General features: G+C 56.4%; 29 protein-coding genes. 9 read left to right on the top strand and 20 right to left on the bottom strand.

Features of this window, described 5'->3' with window-relative positions:
• Nucleotides 1-240: 240 nt before the first annotated feature.
• The 4 genes from AC22LX_RS11745 to mutY all read right to left on the bottom strand — a co-directional run bounded on the left by AC22LX_RS11745 (nt 241) and on the right by mutY (nt 4,177).
• Complete coding sequence (locus tag AC22LX_RS11745) at nt 241-1,494, bottom strand: nucleoside permease (RefSeq protein ID WP_045392094.1); 1,254 nt, start codon at nt 1,492-1,494, stop codon at nt 241-243.
• A gap of 189 nt (nt 1,495-1,683) precedes the next feature.
• Nucleotides 1,684-2,766 (bottom strand): membrane-bound lytic murein transglycosylase MltC, encoded by a 1,083-nt coding sequence (gene mltC / locus AC22LX_RS11740; protein ID WP_045392092.1) that lies wholly within the window; start codon nt 2,764-2,766, stop codon nt 1,684-1,686.
• Nucleotides 2,767-2,814: 48 nt separating this feature from the next.
• Nucleotides 2,815-3,090 carry an oxidative damage protection protein gene (locus AC22LX_RS11735; protein WP_045392090.1) on the bottom strand — a complete coding sequence of 92 codons (276 nt, stop codon included), beginning with the start codon at nt 3,088-3,090 and terminating at the stop codon, nt 2,815-2,817.
• Nucleotides 3,091-3,118: 28 nt separating this feature from the next.
• Entirely contained in the window at nt 3,119-4,177 is a 1,059-nt protein-coding gene (mutY, locus tag AC22LX_RS11730; protein ID WP_045392088.1) for an A/G-specific adenine glycosylase, read from the bottom strand.
• A gap of 136 nt (nt 4,178-4,313) precedes the next feature.
• On the opposite strand from mutY, the gene trmB reads away from it, so the two are divergent.
• The 3 genes from trmB to AC22LX_RS11715 are packed head-to-tail and all read left to right on the top strand — an operon-like array spanning nt 4,314 to nt 6,129.
• The gene (gene trmB / locus AC22LX_RS11725; protein ID WP_045392086.1) at nt 4,314-5,033 is read left to right on the top strand and encodes a tRNA (guanosine(46)-N7)-methyltransferase TrmB; all 720 of its coding nucleotides are present in this window, start codon (nt 4,314-4,316) and stop codon (nt 5,031-5,033) included.
• Nucleotides 5,033-5,359, top strand: a complete 327-nt coding sequence (locus AC22LX_RS11720; RefSeq protein WP_015369722.1) for a YggL family protein — start codon at nt 5,033-5,035, stop codon at nt 5,357-5,359. Before trmB ends, AC22LX_RS11720 begins: the two co-directional genes overlap by 1 nt.
• A 53-nt stretch (nt 5,360-5,412) precedes the next feature.
• The gene (locus tag AC22LX_RS11715) at nt 5,413-6,129 is read left to right on the top strand and encodes a YggN family protein (RefSeq protein WP_015369723.1); all 717 of its coding nucleotides are present in this window, start codon (nt 5,413-5,415) and stop codon (nt 6,127-6,129) included.
• A gap of 46 nt (nt 6,130-6,175) precedes the next feature.
• Here the strand turns inward: AC22LX_RS11715 and AC22LX_RS11710 are convergent, their stop codons facing one another.
• The 8 genes from AC22LX_RS11710 to AC22LX_RS11675 all read right to left on the bottom strand — a co-directional run bounded on the left by AC22LX_RS11710 (nt 6,176) and on the right by AC22LX_RS11675 (nt 12,948).
• Entirely contained in the window at nt 6,176-7,423 is a 1,248-nt protein-coding gene (locus tag AC22LX_RS11710) for a sugar ABC transporter permease (protein ID WP_045392085.1), read from the bottom strand.
• Between the two features lie 4 nt (nt 7,424-7,427).
• Nucleotides 7,428-8,237, bottom strand: a complete 810-nt coding sequence (locus tag AC22LX_RS11705; RefSeq protein ID WP_004181271.1) for an ATP-binding cassette domain-containing protein — start codon at nt 8,235-8,237, stop codon at nt 7,428-7,430.
• A gap of 59 nt (nt 8,238-8,296) precedes the next feature.
• Entirely contained in the window at nt 8,297-9,343 is a 1,047-nt protein-coding gene (locus AC22LX_RS11700) for an ABC transporter substrate-binding protein (RefSeq protein ID WP_047065693.1), read from the bottom strand.
• Between the two features lie 291 nt (nt 9,344-9,634).
• The gene (gene hemW, locus AC22LX_RS11695; protein ID WP_045392083.1) at nt 9,635-10,774 is read right to left on the bottom strand and encodes a radical SAM family heme chaperone HemW; all 1,140 of its coding nucleotides are present in this window, start codon (nt 10,772-10,774) and stop codon (nt 9,635-9,637) included.
• Nucleotides 10,767-11,360 (bottom strand): XTP/dITP diphosphatase, encoded by a 594-nt coding sequence (locus tag AC22LX_RS11690; RefSeq protein ID WP_045392082.1) that lies wholly within the window; start codon nt 11,358-11,360, stop codon nt 10,767-10,769. The genes hemW and AC22LX_RS11690 overlap by 8 nt, the downstream gene beginning before the upstream one ends.
• A 12-nt stretch (nt 11,361-11,372) precedes the next feature.
• The gene (gene yggU / locus AC22LX_RS11685; RefSeq protein ID WP_045392081.1) at nt 11,373-11,663 is read right to left on the bottom strand and encodes a DUF167 family protein YggU; all 291 of its coding nucleotides are present in this window, start codon (nt 11,661-11,663) and stop codon (nt 11,373-11,375) included.
• Nucleotides 11,660-12,226, bottom strand: coding sequence for a YggT family protein (locus AC22LX_RS11680; RefSeq protein ID WP_015369729.1), 567 nt, complete (start codon nt 12,224-12,226; stop codon nt 11,660-11,662). The genes yggU and AC22LX_RS11680 overlap by 4 nt, the downstream gene beginning before the upstream one ends.
• Before the next feature lie 17 nt (nt 12,227-12,243).
• The gene (locus AC22LX_RS11675) at nt 12,244-12,948 is read right to left on the bottom strand and encodes a YggS family pyridoxal phosphate-dependent enzyme (RefSeq protein ID WP_047044088.1); all 705 of its coding nucleotides are present in this window, start codon (nt 12,946-12,948) and stop codon (nt 12,244-12,246) included.
• A 16-nt stretch (nt 12,949-12,964) separates the two neighbouring features.
• Between AC22LX_RS11675 and AC22LX_RS11670 the strand changes: the two genes are divergently transcribed.
• Complete coding sequence (locus tag AC22LX_RS11670; protein ID WP_045392078.1) at nt 12,965-13,954, top strand: type IV pilus twitching motility protein PilT; 990 nt, start codon at nt 12,965-12,967, stop codon at nt 13,952-13,954.
• A gap of 341 nt (nt 13,955-14,295) precedes the next feature.
• Nucleotides 14,296-14,949, top strand: a complete 654-nt coding sequence (locus AC22LX_RS11665; RefSeq protein ID WP_045392077.1) for a LuxR C-terminal-related transcriptional regulator — start codon at nt 14,296-14,298, stop codon at nt 14,947-14,949.
• Between the two features lie 246 nt (nt 14,950-15,195).
• Here AC22LX_RS11665 and ruvX read toward each other — a convergent pair whose 3' ends face one another.
• From ruvX to metK, 8 genes are all read right to left on the bottom strand, one after another.
• Nucleotides 15,196-15,612, bottom strand: a complete 417-nt coding sequence (ruvX, locus tag AC22LX_RS11660) for a Holliday junction resolvase RuvX (RefSeq protein WP_015369733.1) — start codon at nt 15,610-15,612, stop codon at nt 15,196-15,198.
• The gene (locus AC22LX_RS11655; protein ID WP_045392076.1) at nt 15,612-16,175 is read right to left on the bottom strand and encodes a YqgE/AlgH family protein; all 564 of its coding nucleotides are present in this window, start codon (nt 16,173-16,175) and stop codon (nt 15,612-15,614) included. Before AC22LX_RS11655 ends, ruvX begins: the two co-directional genes overlap by 1 nt.
• A 130-nt stretch (nt 16,176-16,305) precedes the next feature.
• Nucleotides 16,306-17,256: a glutathione synthase gene (gshB, locus tag AC22LX_RS11650; protein ID WP_045392071.1), complete on the bottom strand. Its 951-nt coding sequence runs from the start codon at nt 17,254-17,256 to the stop codon at nt 16,306-16,308.
• Between the two features lie 48 nt (nt 17,257-17,304).
• A complete protein-coding gene (gene rsmE / locus AC22LX_RS11645) occupies nt 17,305-18,036 on the bottom strand; it encodes a 16S rRNA (uracil(1498)-N(3))-methyltransferase (RefSeq protein WP_045392068.1) in 732 nt (243 codons plus the stop codon).
• 88 nt (nt 18,037-18,124) lie between these two features.
• Entirely contained in the window at nt 18,125-18,832 is a 708-nt protein-coding gene (endA, locus tag AC22LX_RS11640) for a deoxyribonuclease I (RefSeq protein ID WP_045392065.1), read from the bottom strand.
• Nucleotides 18,833-18,926: 94 nt separating this feature from the next.
• Entirely contained in the window at nt 18,927-19,427 is a 501-nt protein-coding gene (locus AC22LX_RS11635) for a SprT family zinc-dependent metalloprotease (protein ID WP_020077952.1), read from the bottom strand.
• A gap of 78 nt (nt 19,428-19,505) precedes the next feature.
• A complete protein-coding gene (locus tag AC22LX_RS11630) occupies nt 19,506-20,900 on the bottom strand; it encodes a sugar porter family MFS transporter (protein WP_045379571.1) in 1,395 nt (464 codons plus the stop codon).
• A 391-nt stretch (nt 20,901-21,291) separates the two neighbouring features.
• Nucleotides 21,292-22,446 (bottom strand): methionine adenosyltransferase, encoded by a 1,155-nt coding sequence (gene metK / locus AC22LX_RS11625; protein ID WP_004149807.1) that lies wholly within the window; start codon nt 22,444-22,446, stop codon nt 21,292-21,294.
• A 136-nt stretch (nt 22,447-22,582) separates the two neighbouring features.
• On the opposite strand from metK, the gene AC22LX_RS11620 reads away from it, so the two are divergent.
• From AC22LX_RS11620 to speA, 4 genes are all read left to right on the top strand, one after another.
• A complete protein-coding gene (locus tag AC22LX_RS11620) occupies nt 22,583-22,855 on the top strand; it encodes a hypothetical protein (protein WP_152906363.1) in 273 nt (90 codons plus the stop codon).
• Between the two features lie 170 nt (nt 22,856-23,025).
• Complete coding sequence (locus tag AC22LX_RS11615; protein ID WP_418269008.1) at nt 23,026-23,175, top strand: hypothetical protein; 150 nt, start codon at nt 23,026-23,028, stop codon at nt 23,173-23,175.
• Between the two features lie 84 nt (nt 23,176-23,259).
• Nucleotides 23,260-23,376: an acid stress response protein YqgB gene (gene yqgB / locus AC22LX_RS11610; RefSeq protein WP_015369741.1), complete on the top strand. Its 117-nt coding sequence runs from the start codon at nt 23,260-23,262 to the stop codon at nt 23,374-23,376.
• A gap of 8 nt (nt 23,377-23,384) precedes the next feature.
• Nucleotides 23,385-25,361 carry a biosynthetic arginine decarboxylase gene (gene speA, locus AC22LX_RS11605; protein ID WP_020077953.1) on the top strand — a complete coding sequence of 659 codons (1,977 nt, stop codon included), beginning with the start codon at nt 23,385-23,387 and terminating at the stop codon, nt 25,359-25,361.
• The last annotated feature ends 22 nt before the right edge of the window (nt 25,362-25,383 follow it).

Raw genomic sequence — 25,383 nt, 5'->3', positions numbered from 1 at the left:
GCGGCCTGCCTTTAATTTAATCATCGTGCTGGCTGAAACTGCCGGTACCAATGGCCTCAAAACCCCCGGTGGCGCTGCCGCTTACCGGGGCTACAGCGCTGTGCGGTTTGGTAGCCCGGAGAAGACGCAACGCGCCGCCTCCGGGAAAACTCCTGTGCGACAAAACCGTTGCCAACCGATAACAGTATCTACAAATTCTGTAGGCCCGGTAAGGCGTCAGCCGTCACCGGGCAATGACAATCAGGCGTTCTGGCGCGTGGCGGCAGGCTGTCTGACGTGTTGATACTTGAACAGCGCCACGAAAGCGAAGGCCAGCACCAGCGAGTAGGCGGCGAAAATCAGCCACACGCTTTGCCAGTTAGTGATCCCCTCAACGGTAAAGTGCTCGACAACTTTGCCGCTCACCATCCCACCAAGGATGCAGCCGAAGCCGTTGGTCATCATCAGGAACATACCCTGGGCGCTGGCGCGGATTTCCGGACGCACCTCTTTCTCAACGAACACTGAACCGGAGATGTTGAAAAAGTCGAAGGCACAGCCGTAGACGATCATCGACAGAACCAGCAGGACGGTACCGAACGGCGTCGGGTCGCCGAAGGCGAACAGGCCGAAGCGCAGCATCCACGCCACGATACTAATCAGCATCACGTTCTTAATGCCGTAGCGGCTAAGGAAGAACGGGATAGTCAGAATAAACAGCGTTTCGGAGATCTGCGAAATCGACATCAATACTGATGCGTGCTCGACGATAAAGCTACCGGAGAACAGCGGGTCTTTATCGAAGCTGTGCAGGAAGGTGTTGCCAAACATATTGGTGATCTGCAGTTCGGCGCCGAGCATCATGGAGAAGATAAAGAAGATTGCCATACGCTTGTTTTTAAACAGCGCAAAGGCGTTCAGGCCGAGCATCTCGGTCCAGCTCTGGTTGCGCTGGGCGTTGGCGACCGGAATATGCGGCAGCGTCAGGGTGAACAGCGCCAGCAAGACCGACAGCGTCGCGCCGATATAAAGCTGCATATGGCTAAGCTCGAAGCCCGAGAAGCTAACGCCCCACATGGCGAGGATAAAGCCGATGGTGCCCCAGATACGAATTGGCGGGAAATCGGTCACGATATCCAGCCCCGCCGACTGCAGGCGGTAGTAGGAGATGGTGTTGATCAAGCCAAGCGTCGGCATATAGGCCAGCGAGTTAAGCAAGATCACGAGGAACATCTCGCCTGGCGTAGTGACCTGCGCCGCGAGGTACAGCGTTAACGCGCCGACCAGGTGGCAGATGGCATACACCCATTTGGCGCTGATCCATTTATCGGCGACGATCCCGAGCAGCGTTGGCATCAGAACGGCGGCGATACCGAGCGAGCTATACACCGCGCCGATGGCCGCGCCGTCAAACTTCAGGGTGACGAACATGTACGAGCCGAGCGTGGTTAGCCAACTCCCCCAAAGGCAGAACTGCAGGAACGACAGTATTTTTAACTGCAGCTTAAGATTCATGTATTTATCCTCACGAATGTGGGCTTGTTATGTTTTTTAAATAACATAACCACCGTTATTTTGATGCGATTCTATCATTCAGCGATTGCAAGCTTCTGTTAACTGCCGCAGAAAATCGAAAGATATTACCAAGTATGTCATAAAAAAAGAGAGGCCCGGTGCGATGCCCGGGCCTGTGGGGGAGAAGCGTTACTTACGGCGATAGCTTTTTTGCGCGGTGTTAACTTTATACAGATAACGGCGCGATTCCGCCGACGGATGGCGGGTGGTGAGCGTCTGGTAGACGTCGCCTGGCGCCATACTGTTAATGATGTTCGCCGCCTGGACTTTATCGCTGGAGAAGACGCGCAGTACGCTGCCGGCGCCGCCGTTATAGGCGGTGATCACCGCGTAGCGACGCGAGGTGGGGTTATCGATGCCGGCGAGATAAACGTTGTTCAGCATCGCCAGATAGGCGGTACCGGTATCGATGTTATTCGCCGGGTCAAACAGATAGCTGCGGCTCGGCAGGCCGGATTTGCCCTGCGAGCGGAAGACGTCTTTCCCCGCGCTGTGCTGGACGACCTGCATCAGCCCCATGGCATCCGCGTGGCTCACCGCATAGGGGTTAAACGACGACTCTGTCTGCATTATCGCAAGGATCAGCGACTCATCTACGCCGTATTTACGCGAGGCCTGACGCACCATGCCGAGATATTTATGCGCACGTTTATCGAGGTGGTTAGGCACCAGATTAATGGTGATGCTATAAATCATGCGCAGGCCGTTGTTACGGCTCTTCAGGCGGGTTTGCAGCAGATAATCGGCATAGCGCGCGGCGCGCCACTCCCAGCGAATGGATTCGCCGGTGTTATCGACGACCTGGCCGTAGAGGAACGGTTCTTTGGAAATCTGAATATCATCGACGTCGGAATAGAGGTCGATAGAGTTGGGGTCATCGCCCATCAACAGGGTTTTGATAATCGCCTGGCGTAACCTTCCTTGCGGATCGGTTCCGGCGATGGTCTCGACGGTAATCGTACCGGCATCAAAGTTGATGTGGCTACGGGTTTGATATTGATCGGTATATTTTACGTAGTCCTTCGGCCCGGCGAGCAGAACTTCGTTATAACCCCAAATGTTCTCGATGTTATGGGCAAACTGGCCCATCAGGATATCGAATCCGTTAGTGTCCTTGACCCAGGCCTCGTTATATTCGGCGCCTTTTTTATTGGAACTGGAACAGGACACGAGCAGTGGCGCAATCAGCGCGAGCGCTAAGTATTTTTTCATCATTCCGGGAGTGCGTGTTGTGTTTGTTTGGTAAAGGCCGTGAGGCCCTTACTGTTGTTCCGGCGGCGTGTAGCCTTCGATGTGAACGTCTTTCCCTTCAAACAGGAACTGCACCATCTCCTGTTCCAGCAGCTTGCGGTGCTCCGGGTTCATCATGCTGAGTTTTTTCTCGTTGATCAGCATGGTCTGCTTATGCTGCCACTGCGCCCAGGCCTCTTTGGAAATTTCGTTGTAAATGCGCTTACCGAGCTCGCCCGGATACAGCTGGAAATCCTGGCCGTCCGCTTCACGCTGCAGGAAAGTACAAAAAATCGTTCTGCTCATAATCAATCCTCTTTTATAGCCGAAAAAACTAGACCGGCGTTCCGGCTTTCAACTGTTGCAACAAGCGCTCCACGGGGGCCGCCAGTCCGACCGATGGCGGCTGCGCTAAGTTATACCAGAGTGCGTTACCTTCATCCATGCATGCGCCAGATGAGTGCACTGTAAGCCACATCGGCACAATATCCAGGTGGAAATGGCTGAAAGTGTGGCGGAAGGCGGTTAATTGCGTCAGATTATCGGCCTTTATCTGACGCTGCGCTAGCCACTCGCGTAGCCCGGCTTCATCCTCAAACTGCGGAAAACAGAACAATCCGCCCCATAAACCTACCGGCGGACGTTGGGAGAGGTACACCTCGTCGCCGTGCTGCATCAGCAGGAAGTAGCCGGTGCGCTCCGGGATGGTCTGCTTCGGTTTTTTCCCCGGATATTCCGCCCATGAATGGTTAGCGTAGGCCACGCAGCCGTTACTCAGCGGGCACAGTTCGCATTTCGGCTTCGAGCGGGTGCAAACCATCGCGCCGAGATCCATCATCGCCTGGTTGAAGCGCTCTACGCCCTGCGCCGGCGTCACCTCTTCGCTTATTTCCCACAGCCGTTTTTCCACCTCTTTTTTCCCCGGCCAGCCGCTCACAGCATAGCAGCGGGCGAGTACCCGCTTCACGTTGCCGTCGAGAATCGGATAATGCTGACCGAGCGAAAGGGATAAAATCGCCCCCGCCGTCGAGCGCCCGACGCCGGGAAGCGCGGCCACCTCTTCAAAGGTTTGCGGGAACTCGCCGCCGTGCAGCGTGGCGACCTGCTGCGCGGCTTTATGTAAATTGCGCGCTCGCGCGTAGTAGCCAAGGCCGGTCCACAGATGCAGTACTTCATCGAGCGGCGCGTTGGCTAAATCAACAACCGTTGGGAAACGCGCCATAAAGCGTTCAAAATAGGGAATAACCGTGGTGACCTGGGTTTGTTGCAACATCACTTCGGAGAGCCATACTTTGTAAGGCGTCTTGGCGATTTGCCAGGGCAGGGTTTTACGGCCGTATTTGTCGTACCAGTCCAGGACCTGGGCTGAAAATTGCGCGGCGAGAAAAGTCAAAGCTACGGCTCCGGAATCGCGATTACAGGGTGGCAGATTGCAGCACAAGGGCGAGTGGCTGTAAACCCTTGCATCCGCCGGGTAACTTTGGATAATGCCCGTTTTCCGAACACATTCACAAGCAGACTTAACTTTTATGAAAAACGACGTCATTTCTCCGGAATTCGATGAAAACGGTCGCCCGCTGCGCCGTATTCGTAGCTTCGTCCGTCGCCAGGGCCGCCTGACGAAAGGGCAGCAGCATGCGCTGGATAACATTTGGCCGGTGATGGGCGTTGAATTCAACGATGCGCCGCTCGATTTCGCCGCCCTGTTTGGCCGCGAAGCGCCGGTCACCTTAGAAATTGGTTTCGGCATGGGCGCCTCGCTGGTGGCGATGGCGAAAGCTAAACCGGAGCAAAACTTCCTCGGTATTGAAGTGCATTCGCCGGGCGTCGGCGCATGCCTGGCTTCCGCGGAAGAAGAAGGCGTACAAAATCTGCGCGTAATGTGTCACGATGCGGTTGAAGTGCTGCACACGATGATCCCGGATAACTCGCTGAATATGGTGCAGCTGTTTTTCCCTGACCCGTGGCATAAAGCGCGTCATAATAAACGTCGTATCGTGCAGCCGCCTTTCGCCGAGCTGGTAAAAAGCAAGCTGAAGCTGGGCGGCGTCTTCCATATGGCGACCGACTGGGAAGCCTATGCCGAGCATATGCTGGAAGTGATGTCTTCGCTGGAAGGCTATCGTAACCTGTCGGAAAGTAACGATTACGTACCGCGCCCGGAATCGCGCCCGGTAACCAAATTTGAACAACGTGGCCATCGTCTTGGTCACGGCGTATGGGACTTAATGTTCGAGAGGGTGAAATAATGGCCAAGAATCGTAGCCGTCGTCTGCGTAAGAAAATGCATATCGACGAGTTTCAGGAGTTAGGTTTCTCCGTAGCCTGGCGTTTCCCGGAAGGGACCAGCGAAGAGCAGATCGACCAGACGGTCAACGATCTGATCGAAGAGGTCATTGAGCCGAACAAACTGGCCTTTGACGGCAGCGGCTATCTCTCGTGGGAAGGGCTCATCTGCATGCAGGAAATTGGTAAATGCACCGAAGAGCATCAGGCCATCGTTCGTAAGTGGCTGGAAGATCGTAAATTAGCGGATGTGCGCACCAGCGAACTTTTTGACGTCTGGTGGGACTAAGTTTGACAAGGGTCGGCAATTGCCGGCCCGATTTGTCTTAAGGGAGTAAAAAGATGCGCAAAACGCTGCTGGCGGTGGCGCTTTCCGTCACCGCTTTGTCTGCCCACGCGGACTACCAGTGTAGCGTCACGCCGCGTGACGATGTGATCCTCAGCCCGCAGCAGGTGCAGGTGAAGGGGGAAAACGGCGATCTGGTGATTAAGCCGGACGGCAATCTGACTTTTAACGGTAAAGCCTATGCCCTTAGCGCCGCCCAGCGCGAACAGGCGCAAGATTATCAGGCCGGTCTGCGCAGCAGCCTGCCGTGGATTGACGACGGCGCGCGCTCGCGCGTCGAGAAGGGCCGTAAGGCGCTGGATAAAATCATCACCGAGCAGGTCGGCGCCAGCAGCAGTATGCATAGCCGCCTGACCAAGCTGGACGCGCAGCTGAAAGAACAGATGAACCGCATTATCGAACGTCGCAGCGATGGCCTGACTTTCCACTATAAAGCTATCGACCAGGTTCGCGCCGATGGCCAACAGCTGGTGAATCAGGCGATGGGCGGCATTCTGCAGGACAGCATTAACGAGATGGGCGCCAAAGCGGTGCTCAAAGGCGGCGGCAATCCGCTGCAGGGCATTCTCGGCAGTCTTGGCGGCCTGCAAACCGCAATCCAGGATGAGTGGAAAAACCAGGAAGCGGATTTCCAGCAGTTCGGCAAAGATGTCTGCAGCCGGGTGGTCTCGCTGGAAGAGAGCCGCAAAGCGCTGGTTGGCTCGTTAAAATAATCAAGATTTCGCGGCCCGCATTCCTTTGGGCCGCGCTCTTCTCCACTCAGGCCCGGCCGTGCGACACGCGTGAACGGCGAGCCAGAGAATCAATGATGACCGCAATCGCCAGTACCGCGCCGGTAATGATATAGCGCAGCGATGACGGCAGGTTCAACAGCGTCAGCCCATTTGAAATCGACTGAATCACGATGATCCCCAATAGCGCGGACCAGGCGCTGCCGCGTCCGCCGAACAGGCTGGTGCCGCCGATCACCGCCGCGGCGATGGCGTTGAGGTTGACGTCGCCGGTGCCGGCCTGCTGGCTGGCGGAGGCCAGTCGTGACGCCGCGAGAATGCCGCCGAAGGTCGCAAGCGTGGTACACAGGACGAAAGCGCTCACATAAATCGCCCGTACGTTAATCCCCGAACGGCGCGCCGCTTCACGGTTGCCGCCGACCGCGAACATTGAGCGGCCCCATTTTGTCCGTTTCAGCGCGTAGTTGAGGATCATCACGCAGGCGACGAAGAGACCGAAAATCCACGGAATACCGCGCCCCTGATTGAGGTAAAGCACCGCGGCCTCGAAGATAATCGTCAGCGCGATCGCGCGCGCCAGTAACGAGCTGACCCCCTCGGCGGAAAGATTGGCCGCCAGGCGCCGCGAGCGTTTTTTTAGGCCAAAGACAATAATCGCCAGCCCCGGCAGCAGCGCCATCAGGTGTGAGAACCAGCCTGGCATCACCAGCAGTTGGCCAAAGCGTACCAGCGGCGACGTGTAGGGCAGGTTAATGCTGCCGCTCGGCCCGAGGATATACAGCTGCATGCCCAGCAGCGCCAGCAGGCCGGCGAGGGTGGCGACGAAACTCGGCATCCCGACGCGGTTATACAGCAGCGCGTAGACCAGCCCGACGGCCACGCCGCAGACCAGCGCCACGGCGATGGCTCCCGCCAGCGGCCATCCTGCGTTCACCCACAGCACGCCGACGATAGCCGATGCCAGGCCGCTCATGGAGCCGACCGACAGGTCTATCTCGCCAAGCATCAAAACGCAGACGATGCCGAGCGAGATAAACCCGACCGTCGCGCAATCAAACAGCAGGTTCACCAGGTTATTCGGCGCGATATAGACCGGATTGAGGAAGGTGAAGACCAGGGAAATCACAATCAGCCCGGCGATCACCGGCGCGGTGCCGAGATCGCCGGTTTTGATGCGGGTTATCTGCGCGCGCAGGGCGCCGAACAGGCCCTCGTCGTGACGAACGCGCTCATCGCTGCGGTCCAGCGCGGTGTGGGATGCGGTCTTACTGTTCATAAAATTACATCGCTCCGGAAGTCGTGGGCTGTGATTTACGTTCAACCCGGCGTGAGACGGCGTTTTCCGTCGCGCCGGTGATCGCGGCGACCAGATCCTGATTAGAAGCATCGGGCGTGAAGATCCCTTTGTTGCGCCCGAGACGCAGCACCACGATACGGTCGGCGACGGCGCGAACGTCTTCCATGTTGTGACTGATGATGATGACGCCAAGCCCGCGCTCGCGAACGCGCTCAATCAGGTTGAGCACTTCCGCGGTCTGCGCGACGCCCAGCGCCGCGGTAGGCTCATCGAGCATGATGATTTTAGGATTCAGCAGCAGCGAACGGGCGATAGCGACGGTCTGCCGCTGGCCGCCGGAAAGCGATGCCACCGGTTCGCGTACTGATGGAATTCGTGCCGCCAGCTCCTGCAGCAGCGTCCAGGCTTTCACTTCCATCGCTACTTCATCAAGCTGGAACGGCGAAATTTCATGGCCCAGAAACAGGTTTGCCACCACATCAAGGTTTTCGCACAGCGCCAGATCCTGAAACACCGTGGCAATACCGTATTCCAGCGCTTTGCCGGGGCTATCGAGGGTGACAGGGTTGCCGTCAAACTCAATGGTGCCGGAGGTCGGCTGGTGGACGCCGGCGAGGATCTTCACCAGCGTGGATTTGCCCGCGCCGTTGTCGCCGACCAGCGCGACCACCTCGCCGGCGTGGACTTCTAATTCGATATCCGTCAGCGCCGACACCGCGCCAAAATGTTTAGAGACGTTGCGCAGTTGCAGTATTGGCCGCCCGGCGGCGGAGTTGTGTTGTTGTTGCGGCATACAAAACGACCTCAATAATGGCGAAATCACGCCCGCCGCGGCGGGCGCAGGGTCACAGGTTACTTGCTGATGCCTAACTTCTGGCAGGCGGCGGCGTATTCGCCGCTACACACCTGATCCCAAGTCTGGATTTTTTTATCGAAGATTTCCGCTTTGATGTTTTTGGCGGTCACCACTTCCGGGGTAAATAGCTGGGAAGGGGTGTTGTACAGGGTGGTGCTGGCCTGCGGTTTTTTGCCCTGAATAAAATCAACCGCCACTTTGGCCGCCGCTGCGGCGACGATCTCCGATGGCTTGGAGATGGTGTTGTACTGGTCGCCGGCGATGATCAGCTGCAGCGCGGCGATAGTGGCGTCATTGCCGGTGACCGGCGGCAGCGGCTGGACGCCGGCAGCCTTAAAGGCGGCAATCGCCCCGCCGCCGGTACCGTCGTTCGCCGCGACCACGCCCTTAATTTTGTCGCCAAAGCGGGTAACCTGCCCGGCGGTCCACTCCTGGGCTTTCGGCGGCGCCCACTCCGGGGTGTCGAATTCGGCCAGCGTTTTGTAACCGGACTCTTTCAATCCGCGATGGATACCGTCGCGGATCAGCCCTGCGGCGGCATCGGTTGGCGAACCGTTAATTTGCAGCACCCCGGCATCCTGCGGCACGCCGCTCGCTTTCAGATGGTCGGTGAGGGATTTCGCGATGGCGTAGCCAATGCCCTCGTTATCAAACGAAACATAAAAATCGGCCGGTTTGTTTGGCACCGGGCGGTCATAGGCGATGACCTTAACCCCTTGAGCCTGGGCGTTTTCGACCAGCGCGGCGGCGGCGGAAGAGTCAACCGGATCCAGGACGATCACTTTCGCCCCCTGGGCGATTACCGAGTTGAACTGCTGCTGCTGGAGCGACGCGTTGGCGTTGGCATTCTGATAGATGACCTTACATTCCGCGCAAAGCTTGCTCATTTCCGCCTTAAAACCGGGGAAGTCGTGCTGCTCATAGCGGGTAGAGGCCTGATCGGGCATTAAAAAGGCCACGGTGGCGGACTCTGCAGACCAGGCTGAAGCCGTGACGGTGCCGGTTAGTGCGGCGATTGTGATAAAAATATTACGGTAATTCATTGTGTTACCCTCTTTTTTATAGGCTTAAGCCCGCCGGGTTGCGCCGACGTTACAGAGACTTTTTTAATCAGAGTTACCAATAATTCACATGTAGGATACGTCGGTTTTACATTTGCTCAACCGATGAAGCAGGATTACCACTGCGCAAAAAATGAGTCAAGAAAAGGAAAAAAGTCGATCGGATTTTGTGATTCGCAGCAAATAAGCGAACAAAAAAACGCCAGTCGATTTGACCGTAGCGGGAGAGGATGTAGGGGGAAGATACGGGCGACGATGCGCCGCCCGCAGGGATTATTCTTCGCTGAGGAACAGCTCCAGCAGCGAATTTAAAAACAGCTTACCGTGCTCGGTAATCTGCCAGTTTTGCGCATCTTCCAGCAGATAGCCTTCGGCGATGGCGGCATCGATTTGTGGACGGATAACCTGCTCATCAAGTCCGGTATACAAGCTGAACTCCGCGCGCGGCGCGGCCTCCAGCAGGCGGAAGCGGTTCATAAAGAACTCGAACGGTTTATCCGCCGCCTCCACGTCGTGCTGACGCTCCAGGTAACGGCCTTCCATGTAGCCGCGCGGGTGACGGGTTTTTGCCGTACGCAGAATGCGGCCATCAGCGAAGGTCACTTTGCCGTGTGCGCCGCAGCCGATACCGAGGTAGTCGCCAAAGCGCCAGTAGTTGAGATTGTGCTGGCACTGATAGCCTGGTTTGGCGTAAGCGGAGGTCTCGTACTGCTGATAACCTGCGGCGCTCAGCAATTGATGTCCCTGTTCGAAAATATCCCACAGCGCATCGTCATCCGGTAACACCGGCGGGCGCGAACCAAACAGCGTGTTCGGCTCAATAGTCAACTGATACCACGACAGATGCGGCGGATTCAGCGCGATCGCCTGGCGCAAATCATCCAGCGCCTCATCCAGCGACTGGTCCGGTAGGCCATGCATTAAATCGAGGTTAAAGCTACGCAGCCCGAGGCCGCTCGCCAGCCGCGCCGCGCGTTTTGCCTCTTCCGGGCCGTGAATACGTCCCAGACGCTGCAATTTGGGCTCGCTAAAGCTCTGCACGCCGATGGAGATACGGTTGACGCCGGCACGCTGATAGTCAACGAAGCGATCGGCCTCCACGGTCCCCGGATTGGCTTCCATGGTGATCTCCGCATCCGCCGCCAGCGGCAGGCAGGCGCGCACGCCATCAAGCAGGGTTTGCATCGCCGGGCCGGAAAGCAGGCTCGGCGTACCGCCGCCGATAAAAATAGTCTTAATTTCACGTCCCTGTGCGTATGGCGCATCGTGGCGTAGATCGGCAAGCAGGTGCTGGACGTAGTCGTCGTGCGGCACTTCGCCCTTCAACGCATGCGAATTGAAATCGCAGTACGGGCATTTCTGCACGCACCACGGGATATGAATATAAAGACTCAGAGGCGGCAAATTAGCCATTACGTAATGCTTCCAGTAACAGTTTCAGCGCCTGCCCGCGGTGGGAAATGGCGCTTTTCTCTTTACGGCTCAGCTCCGCCGCGGTTTTACCCTCGGACGGAACAAAGAAAATCGGGTCATAGCCAAAGCCGCCGTTACCCGCCGCCTGACGAGTAATCACGCCCGGCCAGCTGCCGTGGCATACCAGCGGCGTCGGGTCTTCGGCATGGCGCAGGTAGACCAGTACGCAGTGGAACTGGGCCTGGCGTTGCTCATCGGGTACATCCTGCAGGGCATCCAGCAGTTTTTCCAGATTCTGCTGGTCGCTGGCGTTTTCGCCCGAGTAGCGAGCGGAGTAAATTCCCGGCGCGCCGCCCAGCGCATCCACCGCCAGGCCCGAATCGTCGGCGATGGCCGGCAGGCCGGTGACCTGCGCGGCGTGACGCGCTTTGAGGATCGCGTTTTCGATAAAGGTCAGGCCGGTTTCTTCGGCGGAATCGACGCCAAGCTCGGTCTGGGCGACGACGTCGAGACCAAAATCTTCCAGCAGCGAGGCCAGCTCGCGAACTTTACCGGCGTTGCCGGTAGCGAGTACAACTTTTTGCATATTCAATCCTGTTTAGTCAGTCAGCGCCGCGACGGCGGGCGGGATCTGCTGCGGGTGAATGATTTTTACCTGTTTATGACGGCCTAGTTCGCCTTTTTCGATAAGCACCTGGCTTTTCGCGACGCGGAACTGTTTAGCGAGATATTTTACCAGATGGGCATTTGCCTGGCCGTCGACGGGTGGGGCGGTGATGGCGACTTTGAGCTCGTCGCCATGCAGACCAACAAAGCTATCGCGGCTGGCCTTTGGCTGAATATACAGCCTGAGCACCAGCCCGTCAGCACAGACTTCAACGGCACTCATAGCGCCATCCACAGCCCCGGAAGCAGGACATTGCCGGTAGCTTGCAGCAGCTCGGCGATCCCCATATTAATCACGTACAGCAGCAGCACCAGCACCATCGGCGAAAAGTCGATGCCGCCCATGGATGGCAGCAGGTTGCGAATCGGACGCAGCAGCGGGTCAGCCAACTGCATCAGCACGTATTCCACCGGGCTGCGGCCCTGGCTTACCCAGCTCATAATAGCCATCAGCAGCAGCACCCAGAAAATCAGCGAACCGATGGTTTTCAGCAGGATCAGCACCGCGGCAATCCAGATAATTGGCTGGAAGGTGACCACCATAAACAGCACGATCGCCTTGATAACGCAGAGCACGAAGGCGACCAGCAGGGAGGCGCTATCCAGCGGCCCCATTGCCGGGATAATCCGGCGCAGCGGCCCGACGATAGGCTGGGTGGCTTTCACCACGAACTGCGAAAACGGATTGTAAAAGTCGCAGCGCGCCCACTGCATCCAGACGCGTAACAACATGACCATTGTGTAGAGTTCAATGACCGTTGAGAGCAGGAAGGTCAACGTCTTCATGGCGTTCCTCAGATTCCTTATTTTTTGCTGTAGTCGCGCGCGCCGAAGATTGCGGTCCCGATGCGCACCATAGTGCTTCCCGCCGCGATAGCGGCTTCCATGTCATCCGACATGCCCAGAGAGAGCGTATCAACCGAAGGGTAGAGCGTTTTCAGTTGCGCGAATGCTACCGCCATTTGTTGGGCGACGGCAAACTGCCTTTCATACTCTGACTCTGGCGCCGGAATGGCCATTAACCCGCGAAGCTGGAGGTTCGGTAAGGCGGCGACACCGGCGGCTAAAGCGTCAAGCTCCGCCAGCGGGATCCCGGATTTACTCTGTTCATCGCTGATGTTGATTTGAATCAGCACGTTCAGCGGCGCTAGATCCGCCGGACGTTGTTCGCTCAGGCGGGTGGCGATTTTCAACCGGTCGACGGTGTGGCACCAGTCAAAATGTTCGGCCACCAGCCGGCTTTTGTTGGACTGCAACGGGCCGATGAAGTGCCATTGCAGACCGCTGACGCCCGCCTGCTGGAAATAGCGGATTTTATCCACCCCTTCCTGGACGTAGTTTTCGCCGAATGCCCGCTGTCCTGCGGCCATTGCTTCTTCGATAGCGCTCGCAGGTTTGGTTTTACTCACTGCAAGCAACGTAACTTCTTCTGGAGCGCGGCCGCAGCGGGCGGCAGCGCCTGAGATTTTATCCCGGACCTGTGCCAGGTTATGCGCAATATCGTTCATATTCCGAGGATCAGTTATGGAGCTGGAAGAAATCGTGGCCCTTAGTGTAAAGCATAACGTCTCCGATCTACACCTGTGCAGCGCGTATCCGCCGCGCTGGCGTCGTTTGGGAAAGCTTGAGCCTGCGCCCTTTACTTCGCCGGATGTTGAGAAAATCCTCACTCGCTGGCTTAACGACCCACAGCTGGCGCAGTGGCGTGCCGATGGTCAGGTTGACTTCGCTTTGGCCCTCCCGAACGGGCCTCGGCTGCGCGCCAGCGCTTTTGCCCACGCGCGCGGCCTGTCGCTTGCTTTGCGTCTGTTGCCGCAGCAATGCCCGCAGTTGGTTGATTTGGGCGCGCCCGCCGCGCTTAGCGAACTGCTAAATGAAGAGAGTGGTTTGATCCTGATTACCGGCGCTACCGGTAGCGGCAAATCGACCACCCTGGCGGCGATGGTGGACTACCTCAATCAACATCGCCATGGTCATATTTTAACCCTTGAGGATCCCGTGGAGTTTATTCACGCCAGCAGAAACTGCCTGATCCAGCAGCGCGAAATCGGCCGCCATTGCTCCTCTTTCGCGGCGGCGCTACGCGTGGCGCTGCGTCAGGACCCGGACGTCATCTTATTAGGCGAGCTGCGCGATAGCGAAACCATTCGTCTGGCGCTGACCGCAGCCGAAACCGGGCACCTGGTGATGGCGACGCTGCATACCCGCAGCGCGGCGCAGGCCATTGAGCGGCTGGTGGATGTCTTTCCAGCGGAAGAAAAAGAGCCGGTACGTAGCCAGCTGGCAGGGAGTTTATGCGCCGTGGCGGCGCAAAAATTGTTGCCAAATGCTTCTGGCGGCCGGGTTGCGCTATACGAACTTTTAGTGAACACGCCGGCGGTGGCAAATTTGATCCGCGAAGGAAAAACGCATCAACTACCCGGCGTGATGCAAACCAGCCAGCAGGCTGGGATGCAAACCTTTGCGCAGAGTTTTCAACAACGTGCAGCGGCAGGTGAGTTACTGCCCTCGTAGTGATGAAACTAAGATGGTATTCATTAAATTGTTAATTCAGTGTTCAATTAATGTTTTGATAAATGTTTTTATAATACAAATAAGTGGTACGACCTAAGCCTAAATAATGAATGTTATGACAGCGGGCTTACATTTACCCCGCTTAACCAGGAAAAAAGTGGGATTACCTTTTGACACTTTTGCGGGGTTCGATTTATGCTGTTTACGGGAATAGGAAGATTCTCATGAAATGATGTTTCAATAACCAAAATGTATTTGAAAATATAAATACATTATTGAACGTTTAATTTTCAGTTAATTTAACCGCTAAGATGGCGGGGTACTGCTAAGGAGAGTTTCAAGTGATTAATTTATCGGAGAATTTACTGCATTCGCGTCAGGTGACTTTCATTACTCATCCGTCCATTCAGAGTAATGCATTTGCGACGTGGTTGACTGAGAAGCTATCCGTAAACGTAACTCTGCATAATATCAACAAACCGCTAACTCAACGCCTGGCAAAAGATTCCGTAATATTGTTTGATATTGCTGTTTCCAATAAGAAATTGAATAGCGTGTGGCGAGATATTATTCGCGTACAGGCAGATAATCCGCGTTTGTTGATTATCAATAGCGCGCAAAAGTATGAGTTGTACGAAATGGCGCAATGGCCTGCGTTATATGGCGTATTCCGTCATGACGATGACCAATCGCGCTTAATTGAGGGCGTCAAAGCCGTATTAAACGGTGAACAGACGGCTGAATTGAGCGTGATGCACCCGGCGCTGTATTCTGCGGATCAGGTTGCGGCGCCGATGGAGAATTCGCCGTTGACCGAACGTGAATGTGAGATCCTCAACGAGCTGCGCTGTGGCGCAACAAATATGGATATCGCACGCGCGCTGTTCATCAGCGAAAACACCGTTCGTACCCATCTGTACAATGTGTTCCGCAAATTGAGCGTCAAGAACCGTACCCAGGCGGTGAGCTGGGCGAATGAACATCTGCGTCACTGATTGCCCGGCGGCGCTACGCTTGCGCGGGCCTACGGGTGATGCCAGCGAGGGGTTGTAGGCCGGGTAAGGCGAAGCCGCCACCCGGCGCGAAAGCGGCTCCGCGTCCGCTGCCATGATTGCCCGGCGGGGCTACGCTTGCGCGGGCCTATGGGTGATGCCAGCGGAAGTTTTGTAGGCCGGGTAAGGCGAAGCCGCCACCCGGCGCAAAAGCGAATCTATGCTTCGCTTTCATCCCAGAGCTACCGATCAGTATCCTTGTTCGAAATAGCTTTCGAGGATAACCACGGCAGAGGCGGAATCAACGCTGCCTTTATTGAGTGCGCGAAAACCACCGTGTTCGAACAGCCCGGCGCGGGCTTCGACGGTGCTTAAACGCTCGTCGTGGAGAGTGATTTTTACGCCGAAGCGGCCATGAATTTTATTGGCGAAGTTACGTGCGCGCGCGGTTAGCGGTTGTTCAGTGCCGTCCATGTTCAGCGGCAGGCCGACAATCACCGCTTCCGGCTGCCACTCTTTCAGCAGCTTTTCGATGATGTTCCAGTCCGGTTTGCCGTCCTGCGCCTTCAGCGCCGGGAGCGGACGCGCCGTGCCGGTAATGCGCTGCCCAACGGCGACGCCGATGCTTTTGGTGCCAAAATCAAAACTCAGAAAGGTACCGCTCATTATGCATGCCCCGCGTCGGCAGGCATCGTCACGATATCGATACCGATAAGTTTGGCCGCTTCGCGCCAGCGATCGGCAATCGGCGTTTTAAACAAAATATTCTGATCGGCCGGCGCGGTAAGCCAGGCGTTATCGAGAATTTCCTGCTCCAGTTGCCCTTTTTCCCACGACGCGTAGCCCAACGCGACCAGCACGTTGCTGGGTTGTTTATCGGTACCGAGAGTTTCCAGCACGTCGCGTGAGGTGGTAATCACCGTGTTGTCGGAGATACGGATGCTGGAGGAAAAATCAGACGGCGGCGTATGCAGGATAAAACCGCGATCCTCCGCCAGCGGGCCGCCGACCATCACCGGTTTATCCAGGCGAATTTCCGGGTTGCGCGCCACCGGCGCGATTTTCAGTTTTTCCAGGATCCCTTCCACCTGCAAATTTTCCAGCGGCTTATTGATGATAATGCCCATGGCGCCATCGTCGTTGTACTCGCAGATATAGACGACGGAGCGACGGAAAAGAGGGTCCTGTAGCGCAGGCATGGCAATCAGAAAGTGATGCTGTAAATTCATTGTCAGAGGTTCTGTTCCTGGTTTAAAAAAACAACACCCAGTATGCGGGTAAAGTAGAAACGTGTCGATGCACTTTATTTTACCGGCGCCGGAAGACGCCTGGCGGGCGGGCGTTTGCCCGCCCCAGTACTTATTTATTGATACGTTTTTCGATAGCGTCCATTAGCATGCCGGTAATCGACACGTCCGGGAAAGCGGCTTCGATTTCGCGCACGCAGGTCGGGCTGGTAACGTTAATTTCGGTCAGGCGATCGCCGATGATATCCAGGCCGACGAAGATAAGGCCTTTGGCTTTTAGCGTCGGGCCGACGCGGCGGGCAATTTCCCAATCGCTTTCGGTCAGCGGACGCGCTTCGCCACGGCCGCCGGCGGCCAGGTTGCCGCGCGTTTCACCGCCCTGCGGGATACGCGCCAGGCAGTATGGCACTGGTTCGCCGTCCACAACCAGCACACGTTTGTCGCCGTCTTTGATGGCAGGCAGGTAATTCTGCGCCATGCAGTAGCGGCTACCCAGTTCGGTCAGGGTTTCGGAAATGACGCCGAGGTTCGGATCGCCCGCTTTCACGCGGAAGATTGAGGCGCCGCCCATACCGTCCAGCGGTTTGAGAATGATATCGCCGTGTTTCTCCCAGAACGCTTTCAACTGGGCTTTATTACGGGTCACCAGCGTTTCCGGGGTGAGTTCGGAGAACCAGGCGGTAAACAGCTTTTCGTTACAGTCGCGCAGGCTCTGCGGCTTGTTGACGATAAGCGTACCTTTTTCTTCGGCGCGCTCGAGAATGTAGGTAGCGTAGATAAACTCGGTATCGAACGGCGGGTCTTTACGCATCAGGATAACGTCGAGATCCGCCAGCGGAAGATCCTGTTCGCCGGTGAACGCGTACCATTTGTCGTAATTCTGCTCGACGCTCAGCGTGCGCGTACGGGCGCGGGATTCGCCGTTGATGAGGTACAGGTCGTTCATCTCCATATAATGGAGTTCATAGCCGCGACGCTGCGCTTCCAGCAACATCGCGAAGCTGGTGTCTTTTTTAATGTTGATGGATGCGATAGGGTCCATCACGATGCCGAGCTTGATCATTGTTCTCTCCATTAGCGCTGTCGTGTTTGCGGATCGTTGCGCCAGATTTTAGCCCAGATCGCCAAAACGCACCTGCAGCGCGGTGATGGCGGTGAGCGCGGTAGTCTCAGTACGCAGAACGCGCGGTCCCAACAGGATATCAGTAAACTGGTAGCGAGCGGTCATCGCTATCTCTTCCGCCGACAGGCCGCCTTCCGGGCCAATCAGCAGGCGAACACGTTCAACCGGCAGCGGCAGCGTATTGATACTGGCGCTGGCGCGCGGGTGCAGGTTGAGCTTGAGGCCGTTTTCTTCCTCGGCGCACCAGGCTTCCAGCTGCATCGCCGGGCGTATTTCCGGCACGATGTTACGGCCGCTCTGTTCGCAGGCGGCAATAGCGATTTTCTGCCATTGCTGAATCTTCTTCTGCAAGCGTTCGGCATCCAGTTTAACGCCGCAGCGCTCGGAAAACAGTGGCGTTATGAGGCTTACGCCAAGTTCGATCGATTTCTGGATGGTGAATTCCATTTTTTCGCCACGTGACATCACCTGGCCGAGATGGATATACAGCGGAGATTCACGATCGTCGATCTGGCCGCGGATAACCTCGACCATGACGTTTTTCTTGCCCGCTTCGGTGATGACCGCGTCGAAAACCTGATTGCTGCCATCAAATAGCTGTATTTCCTGGCCTTTGCTCATGCGCAGGACGCGGCCAACGTGGTTGGCTGCGTCTTCGCTGAGGGCGATGTGGCTGCCAGGGGTAATGCGTTCCGGGTGGTGGATGCGGGGGATGCGCATGCTTGATATTCCGTTCTTCGCGCAGATTGCGCCTTCCCCTCGGCGGGGAAGGCGGCGGCTGCAAATTAACAATTGCCGCTAGTGTAGGTTAGCTCTTTTGCGCCTGGCAAGCCTGCTGGACGTAAGGATTATGGTTGCCCTGAACTTTGGCGATTCGCTCATCGCGCTCGCATTCCCAGGAGGTCACCGGATACTGCTTATCCCAGGCGGTAAATAGCTGGGTTTGCTGGCGGGAAAGATTTAGCTGATAGCGGTCACGCATATAGAAGTAGGTGCGGGCGATCGAGCCGCGGGCGCGTACCGGCGGTTCGGCGACTTTATCTTTGAAATCGACCTTCATGGCGCATTGACCATACTGTCCATCGCCGCCGTTCCACTGGCTGTACATAAAGTTGCCGCGATCGCCATTGACCTCGCCGACCGCAGGCTGCAGGTTATGCATATCGCTTTCCATTTTGCGGTATTCCGGATCTTTGGCGCAGTTTTTACGCCCGCCATCCTGCCAGCACTGGCGCTGGTGGCCGAACTGCCATGCCGGGACCACATGTTCCCATTCGACCCGGCTGGCGCGGTTCTCATTTTTACGCACTTTGTAGCCGCAAGATTCCAGATCGATAACGCCTTTTTTACCCTGCCAGTCGATTTTACAGCCGCAATAAAAGTCGCCGGGGACGTCGGCATTCACTTTTACGCCAGCGGCTTTCGCTTGGGAAAAACTATTAATACCAGCGGCCGCAAGCTGGCCGCTGGCTGCCACGCTGAATAACGCGACGGCGAAAACATACATACGGGACATCGTAAACTCCGTGTCAAAACGAGCCCGCAACGTAGCGAATGAGGGTGTCAGATGCAATCAGTCAGATCAGAAAGTTTCTAATTAATTCCAGTGGTTACTTTTCGGCCACCAGCAGATCGCCGCAGCGAACGCAGCGGTAAGTGGCTTCACCGCGCACCACGCGGTTATGGCGACGGACGGTGAGCTGATGCTGCTGGCATTGGCAGCGATAGGGGAAGGTGTTCTGGCGGACTGAATCGAGCTCAAAGCGATGGGTGCGGCGGGCGGGGACGCCCAGCACGGCCTCCATCATCCATTTCCACTCTTTGCCGTGCGGCGCGACGCGGCCAAAGTGCTTCCACACCAGTAGATGCGCCAGTTCGTGCGGCACCACTTCATCGATAAACGCTTGCTGATTTTCCAGCAATAGCACTGGATTGAGGCGGATCTCGTTTTTCTCCAGCCACGCGGTGCCGGCGGAGGTGCCGCGCTGCTGATAAACCAGCGTCGGTTCCGCATAGCGGCGTTCCAGCTTGAGATTGGCGGTGGCGAGATGCTCCCGTAGGCTACGCATGACGGCCTGCTGGATAGCGATGGGAATTCGGGGTGTTTTCATAGCGCCAGAGGATAGTGCGCCGCGCGGGGGAGAGCAAGAAGAAGCTTCCTCCCGGATGGGGAGGAAGCACAGAGGGGATTAATCGCGGGCGCCGATTTCGCGCAGCGGACGTCCCTGCATCAGGTTGCGTTCGATATGTTCCAACGAGACGTTTTTGGTTTCCGGAATCAGCCAGATAGTCAGCAGGATAAACAGCACGTTCAGACCGCCGTAGACCCAGAAGGTGTTGGCGCTGCCGAGAGAGTTCAGCATGGTCAGGAAGGTGGCGCCGACGATCATATTGGCAATCCAGTTGGTCGCGGTGGAGCAGGTGATGCCGAAATCACGGCCTTTCAACGGCTGGATTTCAGAACACAGTACCCAAATCAGCGGGCCGGCGCTCATCGCGAAGCCGACGATAAACATCAGCAGCATCAGTACCGCGAAGTACTGCGCGGTAGCAGAATGAATACCGATATGCATCATGCTGCCCAGCACGCCCATACCGGCGGCCATCACGATAAAGCCGAGGATCAGCGTCGGTTTACGGCCCCAGCGATCGACCAGGCCGATGGCGATAAAGGTGGCCAGTACGTTGGTCAGGCCGACGATCACCGTGCCCCACATTTGCTCAGTGGTATTGGCATAGCCCGCCAGTTCAAAAATCTTCGGCGCATAGTACATGATGACGTTCATCCCGGTGAACTGTTGCATGATCTGCAGCAGTACGCCGAGGAACACCGCGCGGCGGAAGTTGCTGTTCTCTTTGAACAGCGCCCAGCCGGACTGTTTGACTTTCAGGCTTTCGCGGATTTCATCGAGCTCGCGTTTGGCTTCCGCGCTGGTATCGCGCAGGCGCAGCAGGACGCGCTCGGCATCGACGAAACGGCGTTTAGCGGCAAACCAGCGCGGGCTATCCGGCAGGAAGATTACGCCGATCAGCAGCAGGATTGCCGGGATGATAATCACGCCGAGCATCCAGCGCCACGCGCCGCTGTAGCTGAAGGCGGTGTCAGAGAGGTAGGCGCCGAGGATGCCGATGGTGATCATCAACTGGTACATCGAAATCATACTGCCGCGGATTTTCTCCGGTGCGATTTCCGACAAGTACAGCGGCGCGGTGTAAGAGGCGACGCCAACCGCCAGCCCCAGCAATACGCGGGAAATCAGCAGAATTTCGACGTTCGGCGCGGCGGCGGAAAAGAGTGAACCGGCCACAAACAGGATCGCGCCGATCATCAGGCTTTTTTTACGCCCAAGTTTGAAAGAGAGCCAGCCGCTGCCCACTGCGCCGACGGCGGCGCCGAACATCATGGAGCTGACCACCCACTCCTGGGTGTGTGCGCTGATCTGGAATTCATTAGCAATGAACGGTAAGGCGCCGGCAATAACGCCGATATCAAGGCCGAACAATAAGCCGGCCAGCGCGGCGAGGAAACAGACAAAGAACGTCATCGTCTTGTTTGAACGCCCTTGTTTTTTGTTGTCAGGCATAACGCCCTCCAGTTGAGTGATTGATTCTGTCGCTGCTAAGAGTAGGGCAGTGCCGGACAAAAAAACGTGATTACAATCACGACTGTGTAATCGGTTACACTAAGGTAAAGATATGTAATCAGTAAAAATATATTCAAATCATAGATATAAAAGCCAAGTCTCGCCAATAAGATTGCGCTGAAACGGCAATATTCGACATGTTATGTAACATTGTGAAAAGAGTTCGTGCCTGCTGGCAGCTAAAACAATCCCGCCCTTGCGGCAGATATGTAATCGCTTTCATCACGTGGGGGAGGGAAATGGATCAACGATGGTCAAACGTCGGGGAGAGAGATTCAGGGCAACAAAAAGGCCAGCGCGGGGCTGGCCTTAAGCAGTCAAGCGGGGTGGCTTATTTCAGGCCAGCTGCTTCGCGCAGCAGGGCTGCTTTGTCGGTTTTTTCCCATGGGAAATGTTCGCGACCAAAGTGACCGTAAGCCGCGGTCTCTTTGTAGATCGGATGCAGCAGATCCAGCATCTGAATCAGGCCGTACGGACGCAGGTCGAAGAACTCGCGTACCAGCAGGGTCAGCTGTTCAGAAGGCACTTTTTCGGTGCCGAAGGTTTCGACCATGATTGAAGTCGGTTCAGCGACGCCGATAGCGTAGGAAACCTGAATCTCACAACGGTCAGCAAGGCCTGCGGCAACGATGTTTTTCGCCACATAGCGCGCCGCGTAGGCTGCGGAACGGTCAACTTTAGATGGATCTTTACCGGAGAACGCGCCGCCGCCGTGACGAGCCATGCCGCCGTAGGTATCAACGATGATCTTACGACCGGTCAGACCGCAGTCGCCCATCGGGCCGCCGATGACGAAACGTCCGGTCGGGTTGATGAAGAACTTGGTGGAAGCGTTCAGCCATTCGGTCGGCAGAATCGGCTTGATGATCTCTTCCATCACTGCTTCCTGCAGGGATTTCTGATCGATATCTTCAGCGTGCTGAGTGGAAAGCACAACTGCATCGATGCCGACGATTTTGCCGTCGTCATACTGGAAAGTGACCTGGCTTTTCGCATCCGGACGCAGCCACGGCAGGGTACCGTTTTTGCGAACTTCAGCCTGGCGCTGTACCAGACGGTGCGCGTAAGTCACCGGCGCCGGCATCAGCACGTCAGTTTCGTTAGTGGCATAGCCAAACATCAGGCCCTGGTCGCCCGCGCCCTGTTCCAGCGGGTCGGCACGGTCAACGCCCTGGTTGATATCCGGGGACTGTTTACCAATAGCGCTCAGGACGGCGCAAGAGTTGGCGTCAAAGCCCATATCGGAATGCACGTAGCCAATTTCACGCACCGTGTTACGGGTGATCTCTTCGATATCAACCCATGCGCTGGTGGTGATTTCACCGCCAACCAGAACCATGCCGGTTTTGACATAGGTTTCGCACGCTACGCGCGCTTTCGGATCCTGCTCGAGGATCGCGTCCAGCACGGCATCGGAGATTTGGTCAGCAATTTTGTCTGGATGCCCTTCTGATACAGACTCGGACGTAAAGAGGTGTTTTGCCATGTTTTATTTTACCTGTGAGTATTCGTGTAGCTCATACTGTTGTGTAGAGAGGCTTTGATAGATGACCCTACCAAAGCTTGCAGGTAGTGACACGAGCAGTCTGAGTGTTAATCAGTATAGATGGATTAACTTCTGGATGGCTATTTTAGGTCAGAACTTCATCGCATTTCCACATTTTTTTGACATCGCCCGCATTAATGGAAAAAGCGTGGTGGAAATTTTTCCTGACAACCCCGGCAAGGCGCGTATTTTTATTTTGCATTTTACCCCGCTTCTCGGTATAAAACGCCGCGCGCGGCTCATTAAAAAAGCGCACGAAGCTCCATCTCGTGACGCCACTTCCAGCCGGGTTAAGCACTCTGTTACACAGCGGCGGTTTCGCCGGCTGTACGATATGTATATACCCTAAATAATTTAAGTTGCAGGAAGGCGGCAAGGGCGCGAATTCCCAGGAGCATAGATAACTATGTGACTGGGATGAACGCACGCAGCCAACGCATCTGCAGCTTGAAGTATGACGGGTATAGCTTTGGCTTGTCGCTGGCCTTTTTCGGGGCAGTGTGGAGGTGATACCAGATAATGAACCAACGTTTTTCGCCTGATTCGTCGCGTCGTTCTGTCGCGCAATTCTATCCCGCAATCTGCATCTCTTTCGTGCAAACCTGCCGATGTTCTACCCATCTCGGCGCTTCTCAGGATTCCAGGGCCTCCAGGCTTTTTGAAAACTGAACAAGGGCGCTCTTGCGTGAGCAAGGGTTTTCTCGTGGTTTCTCCGGGCTGTCATACCAGCTTCGGGTACGTGTTTTACTATATATGAATAAGAAACCGGTCGCGCAGCTGCAGTGCCAGCACTATCTGCTGGGATTAAAGGCTGTTCATGGGTTGTTATCGCGTCTGTCGACTGCGATAGTAGTTAATATTACAAGTTGAGGTTCGCTATGTCTGACGACATGTCTTTGGGTTCGCTTTCGTCAGCAGGCGAACACGGTGTACTACGTTCCATGCAGGAGGTTGCGATGAGCTCCCAGGAAGCCAGCAAAATGCTACGTACCTACAATATTGCCTGGTGGGGTAATAACTATTACGACGTTAACGAACTGGGCCATATCAGCGTTTGCCCGGATCCTGACGTCCCGGAAGCGCGCGTCGATCTGGCCGAGCTGGTCAAAGCGCGCGAAGCCCAGGGACAACGCCTACCGGCGCTGTTCTGCTTCCCGCAGATCCTGCAACACCGTCTGCGCTCGATTAACGCCGCCTTCAAGCGCGCGCGTGAATCCTACGGTTACAACGGCGACTATTTCCTTGTCTACCCGATCAAGGTCAACCAGCACCGTCGCGTGATTGAATCCTTGATCCACTCCGGCGAACCGCTGGGGCTGGAGGCCGGTTCGAAGGCTGAACTGATGGCGGTGCTGGCGCACGCGGGCATGACCCGTAGCGTGATCGTCTGCAACGGTTATAAAGATCGCGAATACATCCGTCTGGCGCTGGTGGGCGAGAAGATGGGCCATAAGGTCTATCTGGTCATCGAGAAGATGTCGGAAATCGCCATCGTGTTGGAAGAGGCCGCCCGTCTGAACGTAGTGCCGCGCCTTGGCGTGCGTGCGCGTCTGGCTTCGCAGGGATCCGGTAAATGGCAGTCCTCCGGCGGCGAGAAATCTAAATTTGGTCTCGCGGCGACGCAGGTGCTGCAACTGGTCGAGATTCTGCGCGAGGCGGGCCATCTTGAGAGCCTGCAACTGCTGCACTTCCACCTCGGCTCGCAGATGGCCAACATTCGCGATATCGCCACCGGCGTGCGTGAATCGGCGCGTTTCTACGTCGAGCTGCATAAGCTGGGCGTCAATATTCAGTGCTTCGACGTCGGCGGCGGTCTGGGTGTCGATTACGAAGGGACCCGCTCGCAGTCCGACTGCTCGGTGAACTACGGCCTGAATGAGTACGCCAACAATATCATCTGGGCTATCGGCGATGCCTGTGAAGAGAATGGCCTGCCGCACCCGACGGTGATTACGGAGTCCGGCCGCGCGGTGACCGCGCACCACACCGTACTGGTTTCCAATATCATCGGCGTTGAACGCAACGAATACACCGAGGCGACCCCGCCGGCGGAAGACGCCGCGCGTCCGCTGCAGAGCATGTGGGAAACCTGGCTGGAGATGCACGAAACCGGCAACCGCCGCTCGCTGCGTGAATGGCTGCATGACAGCCAAATGGATCTGCACGATATCCATATCGGCTACTCCTCCGGCACCTTCAATCTGCAGGAGCGCGCGTGGGCGGAACAGCTGTATCTGAACATGTGCCATGAGGTGCAAAAACAGCTCGATCCGAGCAACCGCGCCCATCGCCCGATCATCGATGAGCTGCAGGAACGTATGGCGGATAAAATCTACGTCAACTTCTCGCTGTTCCAGTCGATGCCGGATGCCTGGGGTATCGATCAGCTGTTCCCGGTAATGCCGCTGGAAGGGCTGAACAAGTCTCCGGAACGCCGCGCGGTGCTGCTGGATATTACCTGTGACTCCGATGGGGCCATCGATCATTACGTTGACGGCGACGGGATCGCCACCACCATGCCGATGCCGGAATACGACCCTGAGAACCCGCCGATGCTAGGCTTCTTCATGGTTGGCGCCTATCAGGAGATCCTCGGCAACATGCACAACCTGTTTGGTGATACCGAAGCGGTAGACGTTTTCGTCTTCCCTGATGGTAGCGTTGAGGTTGAGCTCTCCGATGAGGGCGATACGGTGGCTGATATGCTGCAGTACGTCCAGCTGGATCCGAATACGTTGCTGACCCAGTTCCGCGATCAAGTGAAAAATACCGGTCTCGACGCCGAGCTGCAGCAGCAGTTCCTTGAAGAGTTCGAAGCGGGGCTATACGGATATACTTATCTTGAAGATGAGTAATTAAGAGCCCTCTGCGGAAAGG

The organism is Klebsiella sp. PK01 (assembly GCF_057624675.1).
This window is presented reverse-complemented; position numbering and strand designations above follow the sequence as displayed.